Here is a 24141-nt window from a genome sequence, read left to right as displayed (position 1 = left end):
GCTCGCCACCGCGAGCTCCTTCGACCGCATCGCCGAATCCTGCCGGCGGACGGAGGGAACAGTCGTCGCGTCAAGCGCCGAAGGCAGGAGCGGGGGAACCAAGGTAGGTGCCGGGAGCGGCCGTTGAGAGACGGTCACGCCACCGGCTTGGGGTCAAGACGTGCGCTAGGTCGCACGGCCGGGCAACTCACTCGCCCGAACCCGACAGCTCACCTCGTAGGCGTCGGTGAGGAGAAACTCCATGCTGCTTTCCGGCAAGGGCAAGCACCGCCGCGGTACTGCAATCGAGCGGTCTGTCCGGATCGTCACGCTCGCCGGTGTCGCCGGTGTGGCTGTGGCCGCCCCCCTGATGGCCGCGGGCACCGCCAGCGCCGCCACCTCGTCCGAGTGGGACAAGGTCGCGCAGTGCGAGTCCGGTGGCAACTGGGCCATCAATACGGGCAACGGCTACTACGGCGGCCTGCAGTTCTCGCCCTCCACCTGGTCCGGTTACGGCGGCAAGTCCTACGCCGCGCAGGCCAACCAGGCCACCAAGGCGCAGCAGATAGCCGTCGCGGAGAAGGTCCTCAAGAGCCAGGGCAAGGGCGCCTGGCCGTCCTGCGGCAAGGGCCTGTCGAACTCGTCCTACGCCGGTGGCGGCGCCGAGGCCCCGGCCTCCAAGCCGCAGTCGAAGCCGAAGGCCGAGACGAAGAAGACCGAGACCAAGAAGACCGAGACCAAGGCCGCGCCGAAGCAGGAGACCAAGCGTCCCGAGGCGCCGACCACCCGCTCCGAGCGCGCCGAGGCTCCGGTCGCGCCGAAGACCGGCAACGGCTCGTACGAGGTCAAGTCGGGCGACACCCTGGGCACCATCGCCGAGACCAACGGCGTCAAGGGTGGCTGGGAGAAGCTGTTCGAGCTGAACAAGGACATCGTCTCGGACGCCGACCTGATCTTCCCGGGTCAGAAGCTGAAGCTCAGCTGAACACTGCGGCAAAGCCGCAGGAACATGTACGCGGCGTCAGCTGACCCCGTGCAGGATTTCACCGCCCGGCGCGTGTTCCACGCGCCGGGCGGTGCTGCGTTCGGGCCCCGCAAGCCGATGATCAAGCGTCCCTATGTCCCGGAAGCGGGGTATTCGGTCCCTTTTTCGTCCCAGGGTCCGGGCGGTCGGCCGGTCGAGTGCCCGGAGCCGGTTAGGCTCTAGGCGGCAAGGCCATCCCACGGCCTGACATGCCACCGCACACCCAGCGTCACATCCCAGAAGGAGATGCTCGTGCCGTCCATCGACGTCGTCGTAGCCCGGGAAATCCTGGACTCCCGAGGCAACCCCACGGTCGAGGTCGAGGTGGGCCTCGACGATGGCAGCACCGGCCGTGCTGCAGTTCCGTCCGGCGCCTCCACCGGCGCATTCGAGGCCATCGAGCTCCGTGACGGTGACCCCAACCGTTACATGGGCAAGGGTGTCGAGAAGGCCGTCCTCGCCGTCATCGAGCAGATCGGCCCGGAGCTCGTCGGCTACGACGCCACCGAGCAGCGGCTGATCGACCAGGCCATGTTCGACCTGGACGCCACCGACAACAAGGGCTCGCTCGGCGCCAACGCCATCCTCGGCGTGTCCCTGGCCGTCGCGCACGCCGCGTCCGAGGCCTCGGACCTTCCGCTCTTCCGCTACCTCGGCGGTCCGAACGCGCACCTGCTGCCCGTTCCGATGATGAACATCCTCAACGGTGGGTCGCACGCCGACTCCAACGTGGACATCCAGGAGTTCATGATCGCCCCGATCGGCGCGGAGTCCTTCTCCGAGGCACTGCGTTGGGGTGCCGAGGTCTACCACACCCTCAAGAAGGTCCTGCACACCAAGGGCCTGTCCACCGGCCTGGGCGACGAGGGCGGCTTCGCCCCGAACCTGGAGTCCAACCGCGCCGCGCTCGACCTCATCGTCGAGGCCATCAAGCAGGCCGGCTACACCCCGGGCAAGGACATCGCGCTCGCGCTCGACGTCGCCGCGTCCGAGTTCTACAAGGACGGCAAGTACGAGTTCGAGGGCCAGTCCCGCTCGGCCGCCGAGATGACCGAGTACTACGAGGAGCTCGTCTCCGCGTACCCGATGGTCTCCATCGAGGACCCGCTGTACGAGGACGACTGGGCCGGCTGGAAGACCCTCACCGACAAGCTCGGCACCAAGGTCCAGATCGTCGGTGACGACCTGTTCGTCACCAACCCGGAGCGTCTGGCCCGCGGTATCGAGGAGGGCTCCGCGAACGCCCTGCTCGTGAAGGTGAACCAGATCGGTTCGCTGACCGAGACCCTGGACGCCGTCGAGATGGCCCAGCGCAACGGCTTCAAGTGCATGATGTCCCACCGTTCCGGTGAGACCGAGGACGTCACCATCGCCGACCTCGCCGTCGCCGTGAACTGCGGTCAGATCAAGACCGGCGCCCCGGCCCGCTCGGACCGTGTCGCCAAGTACAACCAGCTGCTGCGCATCGAGGAGATCCTCGACGACGCCGCGGTGTACGCGGGCCGCTCCGCCTTCCCGCGCTTCAAGGGCTAATCACCCCCCTGAGGGGCTGGCCTCCGTACGTCCCCGCACTCGGTCCCGTACCGTGTGCGGGGACGTATTGCGTAGTGCGTACCTAGGGGAGGCGGACCAATGGCCGGGAACCGGGATCGGTTCTCCACCTTCTCCACCGCGACGAGGCTCAAGCAGCTCGGCGAGCGGACCGCCGCCCACGTCTACCGGTCGCAGTCGCGGCGTCAGGTCCGCCGCAGCCGGCTCACCGGCCGCGCCGCGCTCCTGGTGCTCGTCCTCTGTACGCTGGTCGTCGCCCTCGCGTACCCGATGCGCCAGTACGTCTCCCAGCGCTCGGAGATCGCGAAGCAGCAGCGGGCCGCCGCGGCCGCGCGGGACCGCCTGGAGCGGCTCCGCGACGAGAAGGCCCGCTGGCAGGACGACGCCTACGCGGAGCAGCAGGCGCGCAAGCACCTGCACTTCCTGCGCCCGGGGGAGATCGGCTACATCATGAGCGACCCCGGGGCCCAGCCCCCGCAGCCGCACCGGACCGGCCAGGCCGGCTCCGACCGCCCTTGGTACTCCAACGTCTGGGACGGCGTCGACAAGGCCGACCGCCCCGGCGAGTGACCCGGCCCGCAGGGCCACAGCACCTCAGCACCGCAGCACCCATCCACGAGAACGAAGAGACTTCCTCCAGGCATGCAGACGCCCCCGCCCCAGACCGACCGGACCGAGCCGACCGACGCGGACATCGACGCGTTCCAGCAGCAGCTCGGCCGCCCGCCGCGCGGGCTGCGCGCCATCGCGCACCGCTGCCCCTGCGGCCAGCCGGACGTGGTGGAGACCGCCCCGCGCCTCCCCGACGGCACCCCCTTCCCGACGCTGTACTACCTCACCTGCCCGCGCGCGGCCTCCGCGATCGGCACGCTGGAGGCGAACGGCGTGATGAAGGAGATGCAGGCCCGGCTCGCCGAGGACAAGGAACTGGCCGCCGCCTACCAGGCCGCCCACGAGGACTACATCGAGCGGCGCGACGCCATCGAGGTGCTCCAGGGCTTCCCGAGCGCCGGCGGCATGCCGGACCGGGTGAAGTGCCTGCACGTGCTGGTGGGCCACTCCCTGGCCGCCGGCCCCGGGGTCAACCCGTTCGGCGACGAGGCCCTCGCCATGCTGCCGGAGTGGTGGGCCAAGGGCGCCTGCGTCGTGCCGTGCGGGGAGAAGAAGACGGAAGAGAAGGAGTCGGGCGCGTGACCCGGGTCGCCGCCGTCGACTGCGGTACGAACTCCATCCGGCTGCTCGTGGCGGACTGCGACCCGGCCACCGGTGAGCTGATCGAGCTGGACCGCCGGATGACGATCGTTCGGCTGGGCCAGGGCGTGGACCGCACCGGCCGGCTGGCCCCGGAGGCGCTGGAGCGCACCTTCGCGGCCTGCCGCGAGTACGCGGGAGTGATCAAGGAGTTCGGCGCGGAGCGGGTGCGCTTCGTGGCGACCTCAGCCTCCCGGGACGCCGAGAACCGGGCGGACTTCGTCCGGGGCGTCCTGGACATCCTGGGGGTCGAGCCCGAGGTGATCTCCGGTGACCAGGAGGCGGAGTTCTCCTTCACCGGCGCCACCAAGGAACTCACGGCGCACGAGCACCTCGAGCGCCCCTTCCTGGTGGTGGACATCGGCGGTGGCTCGACCGAGTTCGTGGTCGGCGAGGAGCACGTACGGGCCGCCCGGTCCGTGGACATCGGCTGCGTCCGGATGACCGAGCGGCACCTGGTGGTGGACGGGGTCGTCACCGACCCGCCGACCGCGGAGCAGGTCGCCGCGATCCGGGCCGACATCGAGGCGGCGCTGGACCTGGCCGCCGAGAGCGTCCCGCTGGCCGAGGCGCGCACGTTGGTGGGGCTGGCCGGCTCGGTGACCACGGTCGCCGGGATCGCGCTGGAGCTGCCGGCGTACGAGTCGTCCGCGATCCACCACTCCCGGATCTCCTACGAGCAGGTGCGGGCGATCAGCGAGCGCATGCTGACGCAGACGCACGCCGAGCGCGCGGCGATCCCGGTGATGCACGAGGGCCGGGTGGACGTGATCGGCGCGGGCGCGCTGGTGCTTCTGGCGATCATGGAGCGCATCGGGGCTTCCGAGGTTGTCGTGTCGGAGCACGACATCCTCGATGGAATCGCTTGGTCGATCGCCTGAACGACCTTCGAAGCAGGTTGTGAGTGGCTGATTCGGGGCCGACAGGCCCGTGATCCACATCAACTTCGTGAAGTTCTTCACAAGGAAAAGGGGTCTGTGGAGTCGTCGGAAGGGTCCTTCGGGGTCCTCCGGAGGCCCGCAGGCCCCTTTTCGCGCGCGTTCGTGCGATCGACGGAGGCGACGGGATCCGCGTCGGAGGTATGGACGAAGCCCTGTGGTCCAGTCCGCTTTCGGCCTTGGAGGCCAGTTCAGGACGGGTGAACAACGACTCCGAGCACCTTCTGGTTCCCGTCGCGCGTCATGACCTCCGTCACGTGGGCGGCGGAGTGTAGCAGAGGGTCTCCCAGTCCTTGTGAAGGGGCTCACGAGCGACACCCCTTTGGGTGCTGGATACTCGTTCCATGAGCACCACGGAGCGTCCCAGGATCCTCGTTGTAGGAGGTGGGTACGTAGGCCTGTACGCAGCCAAGCGCATCATGAAGAAGATGCGCTACGGCGAGGCGACCGTCACGGTCGTCGACCCGCGCTCGTACATGACCTACCAGCCCTTCCTCCCTGAAGTGGCCGCAGGCAGCATCTCGCCTCGGCACGTCGTCGTCCCGCTGCGACGCGTGCTGCCCAAGGCAGAGGTTCTCACCGGCCGGGTCACCAGCATCGACCAGGACCGCAAGGTCGCCGTCGTCACGCCGCTCGTCGGCGAGGCGTACGAGCTGCCCTTCGACTACCTGGTGATCGCGCTCGGCGCCGTCTCCCGCACCTTCCCGATCCCCGGCCTCGCCGAACAGGGCATCGGTATGAAGGGCGTCGAAGAGGGCATCGGCCTGCGCAACCACGTCCTCGAGCAGCTCGACAAGGCCGAGTCCACGACGGACGAGAACGTCCGCCGCAAGGCTCTCACCTTCGTCTTCGTCGGCGGCGGCTTCGCCGGTGCGGAGACCATCGGTGAGGTCGAGGACATGGCTCGGGACGCCGCGAAGTACTACTCCACGATCAAGCGCGAGGACATGCGCTTCATCCTGGTCGACGCGGCCGACAAGATCCTTCCCGAGGTCGGGCCCAAGCTCGGCACCTGGGGCAAGGAGCACCTCGAGTCCCGCGGCATCGAGATCTACCTCAGCACCTCCATGGACTCCTGCGTGGACGGCCACGTGGTGCTGAAGAACGGCCTCGAGGTCGACTCCAACACCATCGTGTGGACCGCCGGCGTCAAGCCGAACCCGGTGCTGGCCCGCTACGGCCTGCCGCTGGGCCCCCGCGGCCACGTGGACGCCCAGCCGACCCTCCAGGTCACGGGCACGGACTACATCTGGACCGCCGGCGACAACGCCCAGGTTCCGGACATCGCGTCCCGCAAGGCCGGTGTCGAGAACGCCTGGTGCCCGCCGAACGCCCAGCACGCGCTGCGTCAGGCCAAGGTCCTCGGCGACAACGTCATCTCGGGCATGCGGGGCTTCCCGCAGGCCGAGTACTCGCACTCCAACAAGGGTGCGGTGGCGGGCCTCGGCCTCCACAAGGGCGTCGCGATGATCGTCATGGGCAAGACGAAGATCAAGCTCAAGGGCCGGCTGGCCTGGTACATGCACCGTGGCTACCACGGCATGGCCATGCCGACCTGGAACCGCAAGATCCGCGTCTTCGCCGACTGGACCCTCGCGATGTTCCTCAAGCGCGAGGTCGTCTCCCTCGGTGCGCTGGAGACCCCCCGCGAGGAGTTCTACGAGGCCGCCAAGCCGGCGCCGGCGCCGGCTCCGGCCGCCGCCGCTGCCCCGGCCGCGAAGGCCAAGGCCTCCTGACCGGTGTGACCGGCAGGAGCTGAGCTCACCGGCTCCACTTGCTCCATCTGCTTCACCTGTACGACCTGTTCGACCCCGAAGGGGCCGCCCGCCATCCGTGGTGCGGGCGGCCCCTTCGGCGTACCCGGGGCCCGAGATGGGTAGACGGAGGGGTCGGAGCTTTTGTGGAGGTGCGCCATGACCGACGCCGCGCCGCGGCTCGCCGTTGTTGCCGAGACCCTGCTGGGTGCCCCGCTGCCGGTACGTGTGCGGGCCTGGGACGGCAGCGAGGCCGGCCCGCCCGACGGCCCCGTGCTCGTCATCCACGACCGCCGAGCCGTGCGGCGGATGCTCTGGAGGCCCGGCGAGCTGGGGCTGGCCCGGGCCTGGGTGGCGGGCGAACTGACGGTCGAAGGAAGTCTGTTCGATCTATTGGACCGGGTGGCGGGCCTGCTGTGGGAGCGTGAGCCCGACCTGCCGCCCGTCGGCCCCACCGTCTCCACCGCCCAGGGCGGTCCCGGACCGTTCGCGGCCCTCGGCGGCCTCGCGCGCCGCACGGGGCTGCCCGCGCTCCGCGACCTGCCGGGCGCGAGGTGGCGCGACGCCGCCCAGCGGGCCGCCGCGCGCGAGCTGATCGCCCTCGCCGGCCCACTGCCCCCACCCCCGCCCCCCGCCGAGGAAGCGGCCTCCAGGCGGACCGGAAGTCGCCACAGCAAGAACCGCGACCGCCGGGCCGTCAGCCACCACTACGACGTCGGCAACGACTTCTACGAACGGGTCCTGGGCCCCTCCATGGTGTACTCCTGCGCCTACTGGAGCCCCGGCGCCACCCTCGAACTGGCCCAGCGCGACAAGCTCGACCTGGTCTGCCGCAAGCTCGCCCTGCGGCCCGGGGACCGGCTGCTCGACGTCGGCTGCGGCTGGGGCGCCATGGCACTGCACGCGGCCCGCGAGTACGGCGTCCGGGTCACCGGTGTCACGCTCTCCCGCGAGCAGGCCGTGTACGCCCGTAAACGGGTCGCCGACGAGGGACTGACGGAGCGGGTGGACATCCGGATCCAGGACTACCGGGACGTCAAGGACGGGCCGTACGACGCCATTTCCTCCATCGGGATGGCCGAACACGTCGGAGCCGACCGCTACCGCGACTACGCCCGCACCCTGCACGCCCTGCTGCGCCCCGGCGGGCGGCTGCTCAACCACCAGATCGCCCGGCGTCCGGAGCCGGACGAGGAGGCCTACCGCATCGACGAGTTCATCGACGCCTACGTCTTCCCCGACGGGGAGCTCTCGCCGCTCGGCACCACCGTCGGCGAGCTGGAACGGGCCGGCTTCGAGGTCCGTGACGTCGAAGCGCTGCGCGAGCACTACGGGCTGACCCTGCGGGCGTGGGTGGCCCGGCTGGAGGAGCACTGGGCGGAGGCGGTCCGGCTGACCTCGCCCGGCCGGGCCCGGGTCTGGCAGCTCTACATGGCGGCCTGCGCGCTCGGCTTCGAGCGGGGCCGACTCGGGGTCAACCAGGTGTTCGCGGTGCGCCCCACGGCGGCCGGGGACGCCCGGCTGCCCCTGCGGCTGCGTACGTGGGACACGGAAGCAGAAACGGTCTAGCAGGGGTCGCGAACGCGGAAGGGCCCCGGGGCGATGCCCCGGGGCCCTTCCCGTGTCCCTGCCGCCGCTACTCCGTCTTGATGGCGGTGAGCATGTTGAGGCGGGCGGCGCTGCGAGCGGGCCACATGGCGGCCAGGACGCCGACCACGGCGGCCAGCAGGAGGAAGATGCCGATCCGGTCCCACGGGAGGATCAGTTCGTAGTTCGGCATGGCCTTCGCGAGCGTGCTGCCGACCGCCCAGGCGAGGAAGACGCCGATGGCGACGCCCAGGACGGCTCCGAAGAGCGAGATCGCCACGGCCTCCAGGCGGATCATGTTCTTGACCCGGCCGCGGTCGAGACCGATGGCCCGCAGCATGCCGATCTCCTGGGTCCGCTCGAAGACGGACATCGCCAGGGTGTTGACCACACCGAGCACCGAGATGATCAGCGCCATGCCGAGCAGGCCGTACATGATGTTCAGCATCAGGTTGATCTGGCCGCCCATCTCGTTGCGCATGTCCTGCTGGGTGGCGACCTTGATGGCCGGGTTCTTGCCCAGCGCGTCGACGACCTTCTGCTGACCGGCCTTGGACGACCCGCCCTCGACGTTGACGTACACCTCGCTGACGGCGCTCTCCTCGCTGTGCTGGGAGAGGATCTTGTCGTCGAGGACGTACGGGGAGAGCAGGCCCTCCATGTCCTTGTAGACCGCGCCGACCTTGAGGGTCTGCTGCTTGCCGTCCTGGTACTTCACCTGGATCGTGGAGCCGGTGTCGAGCTTCTTGCTCTTCGCGGTCTTCTCGGCGACCAGGATCTCGCCCTTGGCGAGGGAGTCCACCGAGCCGCTGACGGTCTCGATGTTCAGCAGCCGGCCGATGCCGGCCGGGTTGACGCCGGAGGCCGACCGGAAGTCGTCACCGACCATGAAGTAGCCGGCCGTCTGCGGGGAGACCGCCTTGATGCCGGGGGTCTTGGCCAGGGTCTCGGCCACCGACTCGTCGAGGTAGCCCCCCATGTCGCCGGCCATGGAGACCTTGTAGTCGGCCTTGAGCTTCTCGGTGGTCATCCGGTCGACGACCTTGCCGACGGTGATGCCCAGCACCGACAGGGTGGTGACCAGGGTCAGGCCGATCGCCAGCGAGGCGGCGGTGACGGCGGTGCGGCGCGGGTTGCGGACGGCGTTCTGGGAGGCCAGCTTGCCGGGGATCCCGAACACCTTCTGCAGCAGCGGGCGGACGGCCCCGATGACCGGCTTGGAGAGCAGCGGCAGCAGCACGATCATGCCGATGAGCATGAAGAACGCGCCCGCGCCGATGGTCATGCGGCCGGAGTTGCCGCCGTTGGAGACCCCGAGCAGGACCAGGCCGATGCCGATGACACTGATGATCGAGCCGATGACGTTGCGCACGACCAGCGACTTAGCGCTGGCCGGCAGGTGGGCACTGCCCATGGCGGCGACCGGGGCGATCCGGCCCGTGCGCCAGGCGGGGAGCAGGGCCGCGACCGTCGTGACCAGGACGCCGATGACCAGGGCCGCGATGATCGTGCTCGGCGCGACCACGACGCCGCCGCCCGGGAGCTTGGCACCGAGGGAGCCGATCACGGAGCGCATGGCGACCGCCAGGCCGATACCGCTGATCAGGCCGATGACGGCGGACATGAAGCCGACGACCAGGGCCTCGGTGAGCACCGAGCGCATGACCTGACCGCGGTTGGCGCCGACGGCGCGCAGCAGGGCCAGCTCCTTGGTGCGCTGGGTGACCAGCATGGTGAAGGTGTTGTAGATGAGGAAGACGCCGACGAAGAGCGAGATGCCGGCGAAGACGAGCAGCATGGTGCCCAACTGGCCGAGGCCCCGCTCGATGTCCTTGGCCTGCTTCTCGGCGAGCGCGGCGCCGGTCTGCGCCTGGGTGCCCTTGCTGTCGACCAGCGTCTTGACGTCGGCGAGCAGCTTCTCGGCGGAGGTGCCGTCCTTGGCCCCGACCGACATCTCCTGGAAGTAGCCGGGCTTGAGGTAGAGCTCCTGGGCGACCTTGGTCTCGAAGAGCACCAGGCTGCCGCCGGCCGTGACGCCGCCGTCCGTGGTGGTGAAGACGCCGGCGAGGGAGTACTCCTTCACCGGGCCGTTGGTGGCGACGCGCACCTTGTCGCCGACCTTGTACTTGCCCGTGTCCGCGGTCGCCTTGTCGAGCGCGATCTCGTCGGCCTTGGCCGGGCCGGCGCCCGCTGTGAAGGTGTAGCGCGGGTTCTTGTCGTCCTTGACGGGCGTGTAGTTGGCGCCCTGGTTGGCCCAGCCGGCGCCGATCAGCTTGCCGTTCTCGTCGCCGACGCCGGCGAAGCCGGAGACCCGTCCGGAGACGGAGGCGACGCCCGGGAGCGCCTTGACCTTGTCGAGGGTGGCCTGGCTCAGGCCGGGCTCGCCCTCCTTCTCGCCGTTCTCGTTCATGAGCTGCCCGTACGAGGTGACGGACACGGCCACACCCGCGTAGTCCTTGGCGGACTGGCCGGAGAGGGACTTCTTGAGGGTGTCGGTGAAGACGAGGGTGCCGGAGACGAAGGCGACGCCGAGGGTGACGGCGAGCACCGTCATCAGCAGTCGGGCCTTGTGCGCGAGGACATTGCGCAGGGCTGTACGGAACATGGGTTTCGAGTCCTGGGGCTGGAAGTCTGGAGGAGGGCTTCGGAGGTGGCCCGGATCAGCTGGTGCGGCCCTTGGCGTCGAAGGCCTTCATTCGGTCCAGCACGCCGTCGGCGGTGGGGTGGAGCATCTCGTCGACGATGGCGCCGTCGGCGAGGAAGATGACGCGGTCCGCGTAGGAGGCGGCGGCCGGGTCGTGGGTGACCATCACCACGGTCTGGCCGAGCTCGCGCACCGAGTTGCGCAGGAAGCCCAGGACCTCGGCGCCCGAGCGGGAGTCCAGGTTTCCGGTGGGCTCGTCGCCGAAGATGATCTCGGGGCGGGAGGCCAGGGCGCGGGCCACGGCCACGCGCTGCTGCTGACCGCCGGAGAGCTGGGTGGGGCGGTGCGACAGACGCTCGGACAGGCCGACCATGTCGATCACGGAGTCCAGCCACTGCTTGTCGGGCTTGCGGCCGGCGATGTCCATGGGGAGCGTGATGTTCTCCAGGGCCGTCAGGGTCGGCAGCAGGTTGAACGCCTGGAAGATGAAGCCGATCTTGTCCCGGCGCAGCTGGGTGAGCTGCTTGTCCTTGAGGCTCCCGAGCTCGATGTCGCCGATGCGGACGGAGCCCGCGGAGAAGGTGTCCAGTCCCGCGACGCAGTGCATCAGCGTGGACTTGCCGGAGCCCGAGGGGCCCATGATCGCGGTGAACTGTCCCTGCGTGAAGTCCACGCTGACGTTGTCGAGGGCGACCACCTGGGTCTCGCCCTGGCCGTACACCTTGGAGAGGCCGGTGGCGCGGGCGGCCACGGCCTGGGTGGTGTGCGGGGCGTAGTTCATGGTGGTCACGGGACGGCTCCTCGGTCTGCGGTGCGGGGACGTTTCCATCCTCGCCGCGCGTACCCCCGCTCCGGATCAGCCGCCGTGCCTGTTCCTCGGCCCACTGGAGTCTGACGGCCGACGGGTGGGTGTCCTCCTCTGGTATGACAGGAGCCCCGTCCGAGGGCGGTGGCCCGGGGTGGCGGGGAGGGTGGCGCGGGGGGTGGCGTGGGCCATCGAAATCCCGTCATTCCCGTACAGGTGATGATCGACGTCCAGAACGGGCCGACCGTGCGTTCTCGGGCCTGACGAACCCTCAAGCGCCAATAAAATCAGACAACATCGGAAAGTTCGCAGGTTGGCACAGGGAGTGATCCGGATAGGCTCGACCCAGCGTTCAAGGCTTTTTCACGGGGGCCGCCACGCCTTGCCCGGATGGTGGAATGCAGACACGGCGAGCTTAAACCTCGCTGGCCTTCGGGCCGTGCCGGTTCAAGTCCGGTTCCGGGTACCACCCACGGCCCGGTGTCCGGCCTCGCGGGAGCGACCGACCACGGACACGGGAGTCATGCGCGTCGCCCGCGCCTCCCTCGGAGGAACAGCCCGAAGCCTTTCACGGCGACGTCAACCGGACCGGACCGCCGCCGCCCGTCGAACCGGGTGAAGACCGACCGGTACGCCACGGCGGGCCGGGCGGCGTACGGGGGCCGGCCGCGGGGCCGCCCGTTTATTCACAGCGCCCCGTCGTGCCCTCTCCTAAGATCCTCCTCCAGCAGTAGGGTGCTTTCTTTGCGAGCGCATTACTCTTGATGCAAGGCCGCGCTCGGTGGCCACGGAGGAGTGAGATGAGGAGCAGTAACCCGGTCTTCTCGCGACGGGGGTTCAGCCGCGACAACGGTGGCTACGCGGGCTTTGACGCGCAGCCGCAGCAGGCCGGGACCAACCCGTACGCGACCAACCCGTACGCGGCCGACCCGACCACCGGCATGCCGCAGGCCCCGGCCCGCGCCAACGTGATGACCATGGACGACGTCGTAAGCCGTACGGCCATGACGCTCGGCACGCTCATCGTGACGGCCACCCTTGCCTGGATCGCGCTGCCGGTCGACCCGGACAACCTCGGTACGTCGTACGCCATCGGCATCGGCGCGGGTCTCGTCGCGTTCGTCTTCGCGATCATCCAGTCGTTCAAGAGCAAGCCCGTCCCGGGCCTGATCCTGGCGTACGCGGCGTTCGAGGGCGTCTTCCTCGGCGTCATCAGCGCGGCCGTCAGCACCTACCTCGGCCCCGGCGTGGTCATGCAGGCCGTGATGGGCACGATGTGCGTCTTCGCCGCCGTGCTCTTCGCGTACAAGATGCGCTGGATCCGCGTCACCCGCCGCTTCTACGGCTTCGTGATGGCCGCGACCCTCGGCTTCATCCTGCTGATGCTCGTGAACACCCTGTTCGCGGTCTTCGGCGGCGGTGACGGCCTCGGCTTCCGCAGCGGCGGCCTCGGCCTGCTGTTCGGTGCCATCGGCGTCATCCTCGGCGCCTGCTTCCTCGCCCTCGACTTCAAGCAGGTCGAGGACGGCATCGCCTACGGTGCCCCGCGCGAGGAGGCCTGGCTGGCGGCCTTCGCCCTCACCATGACCCTGGTCTGGATCTATGTCGAGATGCTGCGCATCTTCTCGATCCTCTCGGGCGACGACTAGCAGGACCCGCACGCCGGTCACCGGCCTGCGCACCGCATGGGGAAGGCCCCGCGAGCACTCTGCTCGCGGGGCCTTCCCGCGTAGAGGGGTACGGGAAACGAGGTCGGGGGAGAGGGGCTCAGCCGAGCCGGCGTGCGGCTCTGCGCAGGTCGTACTCGTGGATGATCGCCTTGGCCTGGCCGTACGACAGCTCGTGCGCGCCGCGCAGCCAGCTGACCTTCTCCTCGAACCGGACGAGTGAGGGGCCGTCGTCCACGGTGCGGAGCCAGTCGGAGACTTCACGACCGGTGGTCTGGGGGATTCTGTCGATCATGTTGCGGTGGGTCTGTTCGGAGAACTCTACGGACATGGGCGCCTCCGGAGGTATCGCCGTGCTGTTCTCTTCACGCCACCGTGCCGGAGAGTTCGCCCGTTGGCAATGGGGCCCGGGCGGCGCGTAAGGTCGGCCGGGTGCTTGATACTTCGCCCCTGAGCGCCGTCGTGGAACGTTTCGCCGACCGGCTGCGGGCCGCGCCGCAGAGTCGCCTGCAGCAGGGTGCCGCCGCCGCGGCGCTGGACCTGGCCCGCGAACTCTCCGTACGGGCCCAGCGGATCGAGACCCCCGGGCAGGAGCCGAAGGAGGTGCCGGACGCCGGCATCTTCGTGGTCGGCGATCAGGTGGCCGTGACCGGGCTGGACCTCGCCGAGGCGCTGCGCGCCGCGGCCCCGGACAGCGCGAAGGCCCCGTCCGAGGTGCTGGACGAGGCCGTGCGGCTGGTGGAGCGGGCGGAAGTCAGAGCGATGCGATGACGCGGTCCGCGAGGATGTAGACGTTGCTGTCGGGGTCCTCGCCGTCACCGCAGGAGAAGGTCAGCGCGTAGGCGCCGGAGATGCCCGAGCCGCCCAGCAGGACCGGTGCGGTGCCCGAGCGCAGGGCCTCGGCGAGCCGCTCCGCGGTCTCCCGGTGTCCCGGGGTCATGCACAGCGTCGTGCCGTCCGTGAAGACGTACACGTCCAGGGTGCCCAGCGGGCCCGGGCGGACGTCCGCGAGGGCCGTACGGGCCTCCGCGAGCTCCTCCAGGCGGTTCACGGTGCGCTCGTGGTCGGCGCCGGGGTGCGAGGCCTGGACCGGTACGAAGTCGGGGTGCGAGGGGTGGCGCCGGCGGGCGGCGGCCAGCTCGGCCGAGTCCTCGGGGTACCCGGGGAGCTCGTCGAGGATCTCCTCGCCGAGTACGGGCTCCAGCCCCACCAGGTCGGCCTGCCGGGGCAGGAAGACCGGGTTGTCCTCGCCGAGCCCGGGCAGGCCGCCCAGCAGCGAGGGGGCGTCGGCGGCGTCACGGGCCTCCTGCGCGGCCCAGAAGGCCCGCGCCTCGGCCAGCTCGCGCTCGCGCTCCTCGGCGAGGGCTTCGGCCACGGCGGCTCGTATCTCCGCGGCGGGGGACTCGACGGCGCTGCGGGCGTGCGGGACGGTCGCACCACGAGGGTGGACCGGCACCGCCAGCTCGTTGCGCAGGGCGGCGACCTGCTTACGCAGACCGTGGACGGCGTGCAGCGCAGCAGCGCCCACGGCCGTGGCAGCGGCCGTGGTCAGCAGCAGGGCAAGAGACATGGCGCTCACTGACTAACTCCTGAGGTGATTCGATCCCCCGACTTCCTACATCAGAGTGTCCCGACCTGGGAATGGCGTGCAGTGCATTACGTCACGAAATGGACAGGGCTTTGGTCACACCTGCCGCATCCGTACCAGCGCTGACCTGGGTAAACACCGATCCCCCAGGAGATAGGTCACATCCTGGGGGAAATTTGGTCACAGGTAGGCCGCGACGGGGTTGGATCCGGTGCCGGTACGCCGCAAGGGATCCTCCCGGATCCCTTGCGGCGCCTGGGGCTCTCCTTGATCGAATGAGCGACCCCTACCCTCCGCTACGGCTCAGCTCAGGCGCTCGATCACCATGGCCATGCCCTGGCCGCCACCGACGCACATGGTCTCGAGGCCGAACTGCTTGTCGTGGAACTGCAGGCTGTTGATCAGCGTGCCGGTGATGCGCGCACCGGTCATCCCGAAGGGGTGACCGACGGCGATGGCTCCACCGTTGACGTTCAGCTTCTCCAGCGGGATCTCCAGGTCCCGGTACGACGGGATGACCTGGGCCGCGAAGGCCTCGTTGATCTCGAAGAGGTCGATGTCGCCGACCGTGAGGCCGGCCCGCTTCAGGGCCTGCTTCGACGCCTCGACCGGGCCCAGGCCCATGATCTCGGGGGAGAGGCCGGTGACACCGGTGGAGACGATCCGGGCCAGCGGGGTCAGGCCCAGCTCGCGGGCCTTGGTGTCGCTCATGATGACCAGCGCCGCGGCGCCGTCGTTGAGCGGGCAGCAGTTGGCGGCCGTGACCAGGCCGTCGGGGCGGAAGACGGGCTTGAGGCCCTGCACGCCCTCCAGGGTCACGCCGGCGCGCGGACCGTCGTCGCCGGAGACGACCGTGCCGTCCGGGGTGGTGATCGGGGTGATCTCGCGGGCCCAGAAGCCGTTCTTGATGGCCTCTTCCGCCAGGTTCTGCGAGCGGACGCCGAACTCGTCCATGTCCTGGCGGGTCACGCCCTTGATGCGGGCCAGGTTCTCGGCGGTCTGCCCCATCGCCATGTACGCGTCCGGGACCAGGCCGTCCTCGCGCGGGTCGTGCCAGCTGGAGCCGGTCGACTCGGCGACGGCCGCCGTACGCGCCTCGGCGTCGGCGAAGAGCGGGTTGTGGGTGTCGGGCCACGAGTCCGAGTTGCCCTTGGCGAACCGCGACACCATCTCGACGCCCGCCGAGATGAAGACATCGCCCTCGCCCGCCTTGATGGCATGCAGGGCCATGCGGGAGGTCTGCAGCGAGGAGGAGCAGTAGCGGGTGATCGTGGTGCCGGGCAGGAAGTCCATGCCCATCTGCACGGCCACGATGCGCGCCAGGTTGTTGCCCTGCTCACCGCCGGGCAGGCCGCAGCCGAGCATCAGGTCGTCGATCTCGCGCGGGTCCAGCCCGGGGACCTTGGCCAGGGCGGCCTGGATGATCGTCGCGGTCAGGTCGTCCGGCCGCACGTCCTTGAGGGACCCCTTGAAGGCGCGCCCGATCGGGGAGCGGGCGGTGGAAACGATGACGGCTTCGGGCATCGGGACTCCAAGGGTGTGTTGCGGCTCTGTGCGGGACCGCAAGCGAAGTTACCGCCCCGTACGGTCCAGGTCACCGGCCGGGGCGTGTGACACGGGCCGCACTCGCCCGCGACATCCGGTCGCGGGCGGGCGACACGACGACGGTCCGGCGTCGCGGCGGGCGGCGTCAAGCGGTGCGGAGTGCCCGGCCGGGACGCCCCTACGGCACCACGGGCTGGGCCGGGTCCGAGGCCGGCACCCGACGCCGACGGCGGTGCTTGAGCAGTACCCAGGGACCGCGGGCGGCCGTGACCTCCGTACCCGCCTGGCCCGCGGCGGCCGACGCGGCCTTCGCCACCGGCAGCATGTCCTCGTCCCGGGACACGTCCAGCCGGTCCGACTCCGGCCACAGGCCCAGCGCCGCGCACAGGGTCGGCAGCACGGCCATGGCGGCGGTCGCGTACCCCTCCGCCGAGGGGTGGTAGGAGTCCGGGCCGAACATCTCGCGCGGGTTCGCGGCGAACTCCGGGCCCAGCAGATCCCCCATCGAGACCGTACGGGCGCCCAGCGCGACCACCCCTATGGTCTGCGCGGCGGCCAGCTGGCGCGAGACCCGGCGTGCCAGCCAGCGCAGCGGCTGGTAGACCGGCTCGATCGTGCCCAGGTCCGGGCAGGTGCCCACGACGACCTCGGCGCCCGCCATGCGCAGCCTGCGCACCGCCGAGGTGAGCAGCCGCACCGACTGGGTCGGCGGCATCCGGCGCGTCACGTCGTTGGCACCGATCATGATCACGCAGACGTCCGGGGGCGGCGAGGGGCCGTCCAGCAACAGCCCGACCTGCCGGTCCAGGTCGTCCGACATGGCCCCCGAAAGGGCTACGTTGCGCAGCTCCACCGGCCGCTCGGCCACCGCCGCCAGCCCCGAGGCCATCAGGGCCGCCGGAGTCTGCCGGGCGCGCCGTACGCCCAGTCCCGCGGCCGTGGAGTCACCCAGCATGCCCAGGCGCAGCGGGCCCGGGCTCAGCTCCGGCCCGCCGAACTCGCTCCCGTAGAGCCCGTCGGCCCGTGGTGGCTCGGGCAGCCCGGACCCGACGGCCCGCCTCGCGAACTGTATCTCGGCCACCACCAGCCCGATCGCGGCGGCCCCCACCAGTCCGAGTCCGCCTCCGCCGTACGCCGCCCCCGCCGCGATCCGGCGGGCTGTCCTCGCCCTGGACATCCTTCAGGCCACCTCCTCGGTCCTCATTGATCCCTACCTGCCCCGTACGTACGGTCGGTCAATCCCTTTCCGCATACTCTGGCCGGACCTCCCGGAGAACCCGTGGAGTCCCCTCCTTGGAGAACATGGTGCAATTCCACGACTCGATGATCAGCCTCGTCGGCAACACCCCGCTGGTGAAGCTCAACCGTGTGACCGAAGGCCTGCAGGCCACCGTCCTTGCGAAGGTCGAGTACTTCAATCCCGGTGGATCCGTGAAGGACCGGATCGCCGTACGGATGATCGAGGCCGCCGAGCAGAGCGGAGCCCTCAAGCCCGGCGGCACCATCGTGGAGCCGACCAGCGGCAACACGGGTGTAGGACTCGCCATCGTGGCCCAGCAGAAGGGCTACAAGTGCATCTTCGTCTGCCCTGACAAGGTGTCCATGGACAAGATCAACGTGATGCGCGCGTACGGCGCGGAGGTCGTGGTCTGCCCGACCGCCGTCGACCCTGAGCACCCGGACTCGTACTACAACGTGTCCGACCGCCTCGCGCGCGAGCCCGGCGCCTGGAAGCCCGACCAGTACAGCAACCCGAACAACCCCCGTTCGCACTACGAGACCACCGGTCCGGAGCTGTGGGAGCAGACGGACGGGAAGATCACCCACTTCGTCGCGGGCGTCGGCACGGGCGGCACGATCTCGGGTACGGGCAACTACCTCAAGGAGGTGTCCGGCGGCAAGGTCAAGGTCATCGGCGCCGACCCCGAGGGCTCGGTCTACTCGGGCGGCTCCGGGCGTCCGTACCTGGTCGAGGGCGTCGGTGAGGACTTCTGGCCGACCGCCTACGACCCGAACGTCACCGACGAGATCATCGCGGTGTCCGACAAGGACTCCTTCCAGATGACCCGCCGCCTCGCCAAGGAGGAGGGCCTGCTCGTCGGCGGCTCCTGCGGCATGGCGGTCGTCGCGGCGCTGAAGGCCGCCGAGGGCCTCGGTCCGGACGACGTGGTCGTCGTCCTGCTGCCGGACAGCGGCCGCGGCTACCTCAGCAAGATCTTCAGCGACGAGTGGATGGCGGGACACGGCTTCCTGGAGGAGGCCGGCCCCGCCGCGCGCATCGGTGACGTGCTGAACGACAAGGAGGGCGGCATCCCCTCCCTCGTCCACATGCACCCCGAGGAGACCGTCGGCGAGGCCATCGAGGTCCTGCGCGAGTACGGCGTCTCGCAGATGCCGATCGTCAAGCCGGGCGCCGGTCACCCGGACGTGATGGCCGCCGAGGTCATCGGCTCCGTGGTCGAGAAGGAGCTGCTGGCGGCGCTGTTCGCGCAGCGGGCCTCCCTGACCGACCCGCTGGAGAAGCACATGAGCTCCCCGCTGCCGCAGGTCGGCTCCGGCGAGCCGGTGTCCGAGCTGATGGCGGTGCTCGGCGAGGCGGACGCGGCGATCGTGCTGGTCGAGGGCAAGCCCACCGGTGTGGTGAGCCGTCAGGACCTGCTGGCCTTCCTGGCCAAGGGCTCGAAGTAGCCCGCAGGGCGTCGCGCACGGCCTTCGCGCAATCGGTACGGGCCCGACACGTGACGGCAGCACCGGCTTAACACGGCTGGGGCACAGTGGTGGTCGTCGGCGGGGAAGTCCGGGAGACCGGGACCCGGCCGGCACCACCGAACGGCGTTCGAGCACCTCCGGAGCGGCTCCCGGACCGCGCGAACGCCATGGACGCGGACGGCCCTGACCCGGCCGTGTCCTTCGCGGGGACCGCCGTCGTCCCGCCCCTCGGGCGACCGAGGGTGCGGCGGTCCCCGCGCCATTCTTTTCGGGCTCGGTTCGCGCGTGCGGCGGTGGCGGCAGGGCCGGGCCGTCCCTTCCGGATCGTGCCTGACCCGCGCCGCCCGGCACGGCACCGGACGACGCGGGTTCGATCGGCAAGATCCGGAAGAGACGCCCCAGGGGTCAGTCCCGGGGGGCCTGCTGACCCCGCCGGAGGCGAGCGGCGTGGATGAAGCTCACGCCGGCGATCCCCGCCCAGGCGACGATCAGCCCCGGCAGCCGAGCCTGCGTGACGGCGATCGCCGACAGCGGGATCGCCAGGACCAGGGTGATGATCGCGAAGCCGAAGCGTTCGCCGAAGTTCCCGTCCCCCGGGGCGGCGGACGGCGCCCGGCCGCCCCCGCGGGCCGCGGACAGGCGTTCCTCGGCGAGCCTGCGCCGGACCTGTGTGTCGACCTTCTCGACGAACGAGTCCACGAGTGCGGCCTCGTACTCCGGACCCAGCTCGCGGCGGGCGTCCAGCGCGGCGTCGAATTCCTTCTTCAGCTCTTGGGCATGCGCGTCCATGTCCCCACCGTAGGAACCCCGGCGGGCCCCGGCACTGGGGCTAGCACCCCTATCCGGATCGCGGGCACGGCTTGCCCCGCTGCATAACCGCATGCAGAGTGCTCCGTGACTGAATATCTCACCGGGACGGAGGGGACGGGATGAGTGACAGCCCGGCCGCGCGGCTGCAGAAGCTGTTCGAGGGGCACCGGCTGACGCCGACCCAGCGGCGGATCGCGCACTGCATGGTGCGCGGGGCGGCGGAGGTGCCCTTCCTGTCGAGCGTCGAGCTCGCGGAGCTGGCCGGGGTGAGCCAGCCCTCGGTGACCCGGTTCGCCGTGGCGCTGGGCTTCGACGGCTATCCGGCGCTGCGCCGCCACCTGCGCGAGGTGGCTCCCGCCGAGCGGCCCGAGGCCGCGGACGAGGACGCGTACAACGAGTACCAGCAGGCCGTTCTCGGCGAGATCGAGAACCTGCGGCAGCTGGCGGCGATGCTCGCCGATCCCGCGCCGGTCCAGGAGGCGGGGCGACTGCTCGCCGCCTCGACCCCGCTGCTGGTGCTCGGGCTGCGGGCGGCCTCCTCCCAGGCGCGGGGGTTCGCGTACTTCGCCTCGAAGGTCCACCCGGACGTACGGCTCCTCGACGAGGGCGGTTCGATGATGGAGGACCGCATCGACGCGGCGCGCTACGAGGGCGCCACGGCGCTGCTCTGCTTCGCGCTGCCCCGCCACCCCCGGGAGGTCGTGGACACGCTGGAGCGCTCGCGGCGGGCCGGCCTGACCGTGGTCACGGTCGCCGAGTCGGCCTTCGCCCCGGTGGCCCGCCACTCGGACCTGCTGATTCCGGCGCAGGTCGGTACCGGGCTGGCCTTCGACACGGCGTGCGCGCCGATGCTGCTGGGGCGGGTGCTGCTGGAGTCGATGGCGGACGCCCTGCCGGACGCGCAGGCCCGGCTGGAGGCCTTCGACGCGCGGGCGGCCGCCCGAGGCCTGTTCGTGGAGTGAGCCTCAGCGGTAGCTGAGCTCGGCCAGCTCGGTGGCGAGCCGGTCGCGCAGCGCCGGGACGCGGGCGAGCAGCGGCAGCAGGGCGTTGCGCGCGGTGCGCAGGAGCGGGTTGCGGACGGTCGCGGCCCGGGTCATCCGGTGGGTCAGGGCCACCACGCGCCGGGCCACGGGGCGGCGGCGGGCCTCGTAACCGTCGAGGTCCCCGGTGGTCAGGGCGCGGCCGAGGGCGTAGCCGTCCTGGATGCCGGTGTTCATGCCCTGCCCACCCGCCGGGCTGTGCACATGGGCCGCGTCCCCGGCCAGCAGCAGCCGTCCGGCGCGGTAGCGGTCCGCGATCCGGTGGTGGATCCGGAACCGGGAGGACCAGACGAGTTCGCGGACGACCGCCGTGCCCGGGACGCGCTCGTCCATCAGGCCCTGCACGAAGGCGAGGTCCGGTTCGGCCGGGGCCTCGGCGACGGCGGTGACGATCCGGTAGTGCCCTCCGGGCAGCGGGGCGACCACGGTGGGCCCGGCGGCGCCGAAGGCGAGCGTGACCTCGCCCGGCCCCGGAGCCCAGTCCATGACGACGTCGGCGAGGACGAAGGACTCCCCGTACGCACTGCCGGTGAAGCCGATCCCGGCGGCTTCGCGGACCACGCTGTGCATCCCGTCGGCGCCCACGACGTGTGCGGCGCGCAGGGTCTCCCCGGTGGCGGTGGTGAGGGTGGCGCCGACCGCGTCCTGCGTGACGGCGGTGACCTCGTAGGGGCGGTGGACGTCGCCGCCGAGGGCGCGCAGGCGCTCCAGGAGCACGGCTTCGGTCTCGTACTGCGGGACCATCAGTGCGTACGGGTGGGCCGTGGGCAGGCCGTCGAAGTCGACGGCGGCGAGCGGGCGGGCGCCGTCGCGGATCCGGAACCGGCGCACGCGTACGCCGCGGCCGACGAGGTCGCCGGACAGGGCGCCGCTCGGGTCGAGCTCGTCGAGGACCTCCAGGGTGCGGGCGTGCACGACGGCGGCGCGGGAGGTGTTGGCGCCCTCGGCCTGCTTGTCGAGGAGGACGAAGTCGACGCCGGCCCCGGCCAGGGTCACGGCGAGGGCGAGCCCGGTGGGTCCGGCCCCGACGATGGCCACGTCCGTACGGGTCGGGAGTGCGGCGGTGCTGGTCATGCGGGCCTCCTCCGATAGGCCAACGTCTGTTGGCCAACAACTGTTGATACGAGAGTGCGCTCATCCCACTGGTATGTCAACGATTGTTGGCCTACGGTTGTTGGCATGACGGCACGACGTACCTCGGACCTGACGAAGACGGCGATCCTGCGGGCGGCCCGGGAGCGCTTCGCCGCGCAGGGCTTCGAGCGCACCACCATCCGGGCCGTCGCGGCGGACGCGGAGATCGACCCCTCGATGGTCATGCGCTACTTCGGCAGCAAGGAGCGGCTCTTCGACGCCGCCCTCGCGGTGGACCTGCGCCTGCCCGACCTGGCCGCCGTGCCGACCGGGGAGCTGCCGGCCGCCCTCGTACGCCATTTCGTGGAGCGGTGGGAGGGGGACCCGGCCGACGACGCCCTGCTCGTGCTGCTGCGCTCCGCGGTGACGAACGAACAGGCCGCGGACCGGATGCGGGAGGTGTTCGCGGCGCAGGTCGCCCCGGCGCTGGCGGCCGCCGTCGGCCCGGAGCGGGCCGCGGCCGCGGCGGGCCTGGTCTCCGCGCAGCTGCTGGGGCTGGCCCTGACCCGCTACCTGCTGCGGCTGCCGGGGGTGGTCGCCCTGACCCCGGAGGGCGTGGTCCAGGGCCTGGCCCCGGCCCTGGCCGCCACCCTCTCCGCCTGAGGTCGCCGTCCGGCGTACGCGCGCCGCTGTCGCCCGGCGTACGCGCGCCGCCGCCGGGGGCGTCGACCCCGGCGGGTCACAGCAGGGCGTCGCGCAGGTCGCCGCCCGCTTCCGCGACGATGGCCGCGACGTCCTGCGCCGGCCTGGCGAGGCTGAAGCGGACCCGGCCGTCCCGGTCCACCGCGAAGCCGTGGACCGCCGGGCGCGGCAGGCTGTTGTAGCCGTAGTGGGCCGTGAAGAAGTACGCCCCGGTGTCCGGGACGCCGATCAGGTCGCCGGGGGCGAGCCGCGGCAGCTCGCGGGCGGTGGCCAGCAGGTCCCCCGCGAAGCAGGCCGGGCCCGCGACGTCCTGGGCCACCGGGTCCCCGGTCTTCGGGGCGCCCTTCGCGTCGTAGGGCAGGATCCGCACCGGCCAGGCGGCCGGGGCGTACGCGGTGCGGGTCGCCACCTGGACCCCGGCGTGGGTGAGCGCGATCGGCCGGGAGCCGGTGGTCTTGGTGTACTCGACGCGGGCCAGCACCAGGCCGTGCTTGGCCAGCAGGGCCCGGCCGAACTCCGTGACCAGGCCGTACGAGCCGTCGAAGAGGGTGGGGACCGCCTCGCGCAGGGCGGCCACGTACTGGGCGAACGTCGGGGTCGGCTCGTCCGAGGCGAAGTTCACCGGCAGGCCGCCGCCGATGTCGAGGGTGTCGACCTGGCGTCGCCCGACCGCCGCGTTGATCTCCTCGGCGAGCGCGTGCAGGTCCCGTACGCCTTCCGCGATCAGGGTCAGGGGTACGCCCTGGGAGCCCGAGTGGATGTGCAGACGGGTGAGCCACGGTCGGTCCGCGTAGGCCCGCAGCAGCCAGGCGCGCGCCTCGGGGTCGCGCAGGGCGATCCCGAACTTCGAGGTCGCGGTGGCCGTGGACAGGGCGTCGATGGCTCCGGCGCCGGTCTGCGGGTTGATCCGTACGCCGATCGGGGCGGCGGGGGGCGCGGCCGCCCGGCCGACGAGCTCGTCGAGGCGGGCCAGCTCCTGCGGGTTGTCGGCGTTGACGGCGATGCCCAGGGCCAGGGCCTCGAGCAGCTCGGCCGGCGTCTTGGCGGGGGAGTCCAGGACGGTCCGGTCGGCGGGCACCCCGGCCGCCCTGGCCAGCGCCAGCTCCCCGGGGCTCGCCACCTCGCAGCCGAGCCCGGCGTCGGCGAGCAGCCGCAGGACCGGGACGAGCGGGGCGGCCTTGACGGCGAAGGCGTGCAGGACGGGGGTGCCGGGTGCGAGGGCGGCCGCGAAGGCGCCGGTCAGGGCGGCGGCGGAGGCCCGGATGCCGGCGACGTCCAGCAGGCACACCAAGGGCTCCGTGTCGTCGCCCCCGCCCACGAGACCCTGCGCGACGGCGGCCCGTACGGCCAGATCCCGGCGCCCTGCGGCGCTCCGGGCGGCACCCTCGACCTCGCTGTTTGCGGCCATGTCGGCCATCCCATCATCCGACGGGGCCGACCGCAGCTGTTGACTGAATCTATTCAGGGCGCGAG

The 24141-nt window shown here is 71.1% G+C and carries 21 protein-coding genes, 1 tRNA gene and 1 riboswitch; of the genes, 13 read left to right on the top strand and 9 right to left on the bottom strand.

All coding sequences use genetic code 11. The features are described 5' to 3' along the window. The first annotated feature begins 65 nt into the window (after positions 1 to 65). A riboswitch (cyclic di-AMP (ydaO/yuaA leader) is annotated at positions 66 to 238 on the top strand. 3 nt (positions 239 to 241) lie between these two features. The 7 genes from BCL76_RS35180 to BCL76_RS35150 all read left to right on the top strand — a co-directional run bounded on the left by BCL76_RS35180 (position 242) and on the right by BCL76_RS35150 (position 8066). Further along, positions 242 to 964, top strand: coding sequence for a LysM peptidoglycan-binding domain-containing protein (locus BCL76_RS35180; protein ID WP_109783440.1), 723 nt, complete (start codon positions 242 to 244; stop codon positions 962 to 964). 285 nt (positions 965 to 1249) lie between these two features. Further along, positions 1250 to 2536 carry a phosphopyruvate hydratase gene (gene eno, locus BCL76_RS35175; protein ID WP_109783439.1) on the top strand — a complete coding sequence of 429 codons (1287 nt, stop codon included), beginning with the start codon at positions 1250 to 1252 and terminating at the stop codon, positions 2534 to 2536. A 99-nt stretch (positions 2537 to 2635) separates the two neighbouring features. Next, positions 2636 to 3124, top strand: a complete 489-nt coding sequence (locus BCL76_RS35170) for an FtsB family cell division protein (protein WP_030763523.1) — start codon at positions 2636 to 2638, stop codon at positions 3122 to 3124. 72 nt (positions 3125 to 3196) lie between these two features. Continuing rightward, positions 3197 to 3748 carry a DUF501 domain-containing protein gene (locus BCL76_RS35165; RefSeq protein ID WP_030763525.1) on the top strand — a complete coding sequence of 184 codons (552 nt, stop codon included), beginning with the start codon at positions 3197 to 3199 and terminating at the stop codon, positions 3746 to 3748. After that, the gene (locus BCL76_RS35160) at positions 3745 to 4686 is read left to right on the top strand and encodes a Ppx/GppA phosphatase family protein (RefSeq protein WP_109783438.1); all 942 of its coding nucleotides are present in this window, start codon (positions 3745 to 3747) and stop codon (positions 4684 to 4686) included. The genes BCL76_RS35165 and BCL76_RS35160 overlap by 4 nt, the downstream gene beginning before the upstream one ends. A gap of 401 nt (positions 4687 to 5087) precedes the next feature. Beyond that, complete coding sequence (locus tag BCL76_RS35155) at positions 5088 to 6479, top strand: NAD(P)/FAD-dependent oxidoreductase (RefSeq protein ID WP_109783437.1); 1392 nt, start codon at positions 5088 to 5090, stop codon at positions 6477 to 6479. A gap of 177 nt (positions 6480 to 6656) precedes the next feature. Next, entirely contained in the window at positions 6657 to 8066 is a 1410-nt protein-coding gene (locus BCL76_RS35150; RefSeq protein WP_109783436.1) for an SAM-dependent methyltransferase, read from the top strand. Between the two features lie 67 nt (positions 8067 to 8133). Here BCL76_RS35150 and BCL76_RS35145 read toward each other — a convergent pair whose 3' ends face one another. Then, the gene (locus tag BCL76_RS35145) at positions 8134 to 10689 is read right to left on the bottom strand and encodes an ABC transporter permease (RefSeq protein WP_109783435.1); all 2556 of its coding nucleotides are present in this window, start codon (positions 10687 to 10689) and stop codon (positions 8134 to 8136) included. Between the two features lie 55 nt (positions 10690 to 10744). Further along, entirely contained in the window at positions 10745 to 11509 is a 765-nt protein-coding gene (locus BCL76_RS35140) for an ABC transporter ATP-binding protein (protein ID WP_109783465.1), read from the bottom strand. 408 nt (positions 11510 to 11917) lie between these two features. Between BCL76_RS35140 and BCL76_RS35135 the strand changes: the two genes are divergently transcribed. Further along, positions 11918 to 12002: transfer RNA gene (locus BCL76_RS35135), tRNA-Leu, on the top strand. A 331-nt stretch (positions 12003 to 12333) separates the two neighbouring features. Beyond that, positions 12334 to 13182, top strand: coding sequence for a Bax inhibitor-1/YccA family protein (locus BCL76_RS35130; RefSeq protein WP_030763543.1), 849 nt, complete (start codon positions 12334 to 12336; stop codon positions 13180 to 13182). 118 nt (positions 13183 to 13300) lie between these two features. On the opposite strand, the gene BCL76_RS35125 is transcribed toward BCL76_RS35130, so the two are convergent. Next, positions 13301 to 13531: a DUF4287 domain-containing protein gene (locus BCL76_RS35125; RefSeq protein ID WP_030724673.1), complete on the bottom strand. Its 231-nt coding sequence runs from the start codon at positions 13529 to 13531 to the stop codon at positions 13301 to 13303. 101 nt (positions 13532 to 13632) lie between these two features. Here BCL76_RS35125 and BCL76_RS35120 point away from each other — a divergent pair, with 101 nt between their 5' ends. After that, positions 13633 to 13971, top strand: coding sequence for a hypothetical protein (locus tag BCL76_RS35120; RefSeq protein WP_109783434.1), 339 nt, complete (start codon positions 13633 to 13635; stop codon positions 13969 to 13971). Here the strand turns inward: BCL76_RS35120 and BCL76_RS35115 are convergent. From BCL76_RS35115 to BCL76_RS35105, 3 genes are all read right to left on the bottom strand, one after another. Then, the gene (locus BCL76_RS35115) at positions 13955 to 14770 is read right to left on the bottom strand and encodes a hypothetical protein (RefSeq protein ID WP_109783433.1); all 816 of its coding nucleotides are present in this window, start codon (positions 14768 to 14770) and stop codon (positions 13955 to 13957) included. The genes BCL76_RS35120 and BCL76_RS35115 overlap by 17 nt on opposite strands. Positions 14771 to 15091: 321 nt before the next feature. Continuing rightward, complete coding sequence (locus tag BCL76_RS35110; protein WP_030763553.1) at positions 15092 to 16312, bottom strand: acetyl-CoA C-acetyltransferase; 1221 nt, start codon at positions 16310 to 16312, stop codon at positions 15092 to 15094. Positions 16313 to 16511: 199 nt separating this feature from the next. Beyond that, on the bottom strand, positions 16512 to 17510 hold the full coding sequence (locus tag BCL76_RS35105; protein ID WP_109783432.1) for an SGNH/GDSL hydrolase family protein: 999 nt from the start codon (positions 17508 to 17510) through the stop codon (positions 16512 to 16514). A 128-nt stretch (positions 17511 to 17638) separates the two neighbouring features. Between BCL76_RS35105 and BCL76_RS35100 the strand changes: the two genes are divergently transcribed. Then, on the top strand, positions 17639 to 19021 hold the full coding sequence (locus tag BCL76_RS35100; protein WP_109783464.1) for a cystathionine beta-synthase: 1383 nt from the start codon (positions 17639 to 17641) through the stop codon (positions 19019 to 19021). Between the two features lie 426 nt (positions 19022 to 19447). On the opposite strand, the gene BCL76_RS35095 is transcribed toward BCL76_RS35100, so the two are convergent. After that, positions 19448 to 19831: a hypothetical protein gene (locus BCL76_RS35095; RefSeq protein WP_109783431.1), complete on the bottom strand. Its 384-nt coding sequence runs from the start codon at positions 19829 to 19831 to the stop codon at positions 19448 to 19450. Between the two features lie 140 nt (positions 19832 to 19971). On the opposite strand from BCL76_RS35095, the gene BCL76_RS35090 reads away from it, so the two are divergent. Then, on the top strand, positions 19972 to 20814 hold the full coding sequence (locus BCL76_RS35090; protein WP_109783430.1) for a MurR/RpiR family transcriptional regulator: 843 nt from the start codon (positions 19972 to 19974) through the stop codon (positions 20812 to 20814). A gap of 3 nt (positions 20815 to 20817) precedes the next feature. On the opposite strand, the gene BCL76_RS35085 is transcribed toward BCL76_RS35090, so the two are convergent. Continuing rightward, positions 20818 to 21966, bottom strand: a complete 1149-nt coding sequence (locus BCL76_RS35085) for an FAD-dependent oxidoreductase (RefSeq protein ID WP_109783429.1) — start codon at positions 21964 to 21966, stop codon at positions 20818 to 20820. A gap of 105 nt (positions 21967 to 22071) precedes the next feature. Here BCL76_RS35085 and BCL76_RS35080 point away from each other — a divergent pair, with 105 nt between their 5' ends. Beyond that, positions 22072 to 22629, top strand: a complete 558-nt coding sequence (locus BCL76_RS35080; protein ID WP_109783428.1) for a TetR/AcrR family transcriptional regulator — start codon at positions 22072 to 22074, stop codon at positions 22627 to 22629. Between the two features lie 76 nt (positions 22630 to 22705). Here BCL76_RS35080 and BCL76_RS35075 read toward each other — a convergent pair whose 3' ends face one another. Then, on the bottom strand, positions 22706 to 24085 hold the full coding sequence (locus tag BCL76_RS35075; protein WP_375138001.1) for a diaminopimelate decarboxylase: 1380 nt from the start codon (positions 24083 to 24085) through the stop codon (positions 22706 to 22708). Positions 24086 to 24141: the final 56 nt, after the last annotated feature.

The organism is Streptomyces sp. CG 926, from assembly GCF_003148825.1.
Taxonomy (GTDB): Bacteria; Actinomycetota; Actinomycetes; order Streptomycetales; family Streptomycetaceae; genus Streptomyces.
This window is presented reverse-complemented; position numbering and strand designations above follow the sequence as displayed.

Bases quoted from the DNA above. Each gene is read 5' to 3' on its own strand.
- BCL76_RS35170 (WP_030763523.1), top strand. From the start codon at position 2,636: ATGGCCGGGAACCGGGATCGGTTCTCCACCTTCTCCACCGCGACGAGG.
- BCL76_RS35165 (WP_030763525.1), top strand. From the start codon at position 3,197: ATGCAGACGCCCCCGCCCCAGACCGACCGGACCGAGCCGACCGACGCG.
- BCL76_RS35140 (WP_109783465.1), bottom strand. From the start codon at position 11,509: ATGAACTACGCCCCGCACACCACCCAGGCCGTGGCCGCCCGCGCCACC.
- BCL76_RS35095 (WP_109783431.1), bottom strand. From the start codon at position 19,831: ATGGACGCGCATGCCCAAGAGCTGAAGAAGGAATTCGACGCCGCGCTG.
- BCL76_RS35150 (WP_109783436.1), top strand. From the start codon at position 6,657: ATGACCGACGCCGCGCCGCGGCTCGCCGTTGTTGCCGAGACCCTGCTG.
- BCL76_RS35105 (WP_109783432.1), bottom strand. From the start codon at position 17,510: ATGTCCAGGGCGAGGACAGCCCGCCGGATCGCGGCGGGGGCGGCGTAC.
- BCL76_RS35155 (WP_109783437.1), top strand. From the start codon at position 5,088: ATGAGCACCACGGAGCGTCCCAGGATCCTCGTTGTAGGAGGTGGGTAC.
- BCL76_RS35080 (WP_109783428.1), top strand. From the start codon at position 22,072: ATGACGGCACGACGTACCTCGGACCTGACGAAGACGGCGATCCTGCGG.
- BCL76_RS35145 (WP_109783435.1), bottom strand. From the start codon at position 10,689: ATGTTCCGTACAGCCCTGCGCAATGTCCTCGCGCACAAGGCCCGACTG.
- BCL76_RS35125 (WP_030724673.1), bottom strand. From the start codon at position 13,531: ATGTCCGTAGAGTTCTCCGAACAGACCCACCGCAACATGATCGACAGA.
- BCL76_RS35075 (WP_375138001.1), bottom strand. From the start codon at position 24,085: ATGGCCGACATGGCCGCAAACAGCGAGGTCGAGGGTGCCGCCCGGAGC.
- BCL76_RS35115 (WP_109783433.1), bottom strand. From the start codon at position 14,770: ATGTCTCTTGCCCTGCTGCTGACCACGGCCGCTGCCACGGCCGTGGGC.
- BCL76_RS35085 (WP_109783429.1), bottom strand. From the start codon at position 21,966: ATGACCAGCACCGCCGCACTCCCGACCCGTACGGACGTGGCCATCGTC.
- eno (WP_109783439.1), top strand. From the start codon at position 1,250: ATGCTCGTGCCGTCCATCGACGTCGTCGTAGCCCGGGAAATCCTGGAC.
- BCL76_RS35180 (WP_109783440.1), top strand. From the start codon at position 242: ATGCTGCTTTCCGGCAAGGGCAAGCACCGCCGCGGTACTGCAATCGAG.
- BCL76_RS35130 (WP_030763543.1), top strand. From the start codon at position 12,334: ATGAGGAGCAGTAACCCGGTCTTCTCGCGACGGGGGTTCAGCCGCGAC.
- BCL76_RS35110 (WP_030763553.1), bottom strand. From the start codon at position 16,312: ATGCCCGAAGCCGTCATCGTTTCCACCGCCCGCTCCCCGATCGGGCGC.
- BCL76_RS35090 (WP_109783430.1), top strand. From the start codon at position 19,972: ATGAGTGACAGCCCGGCCGCGCGGCTGCAGAAGCTGTTCGAGGGGCAC.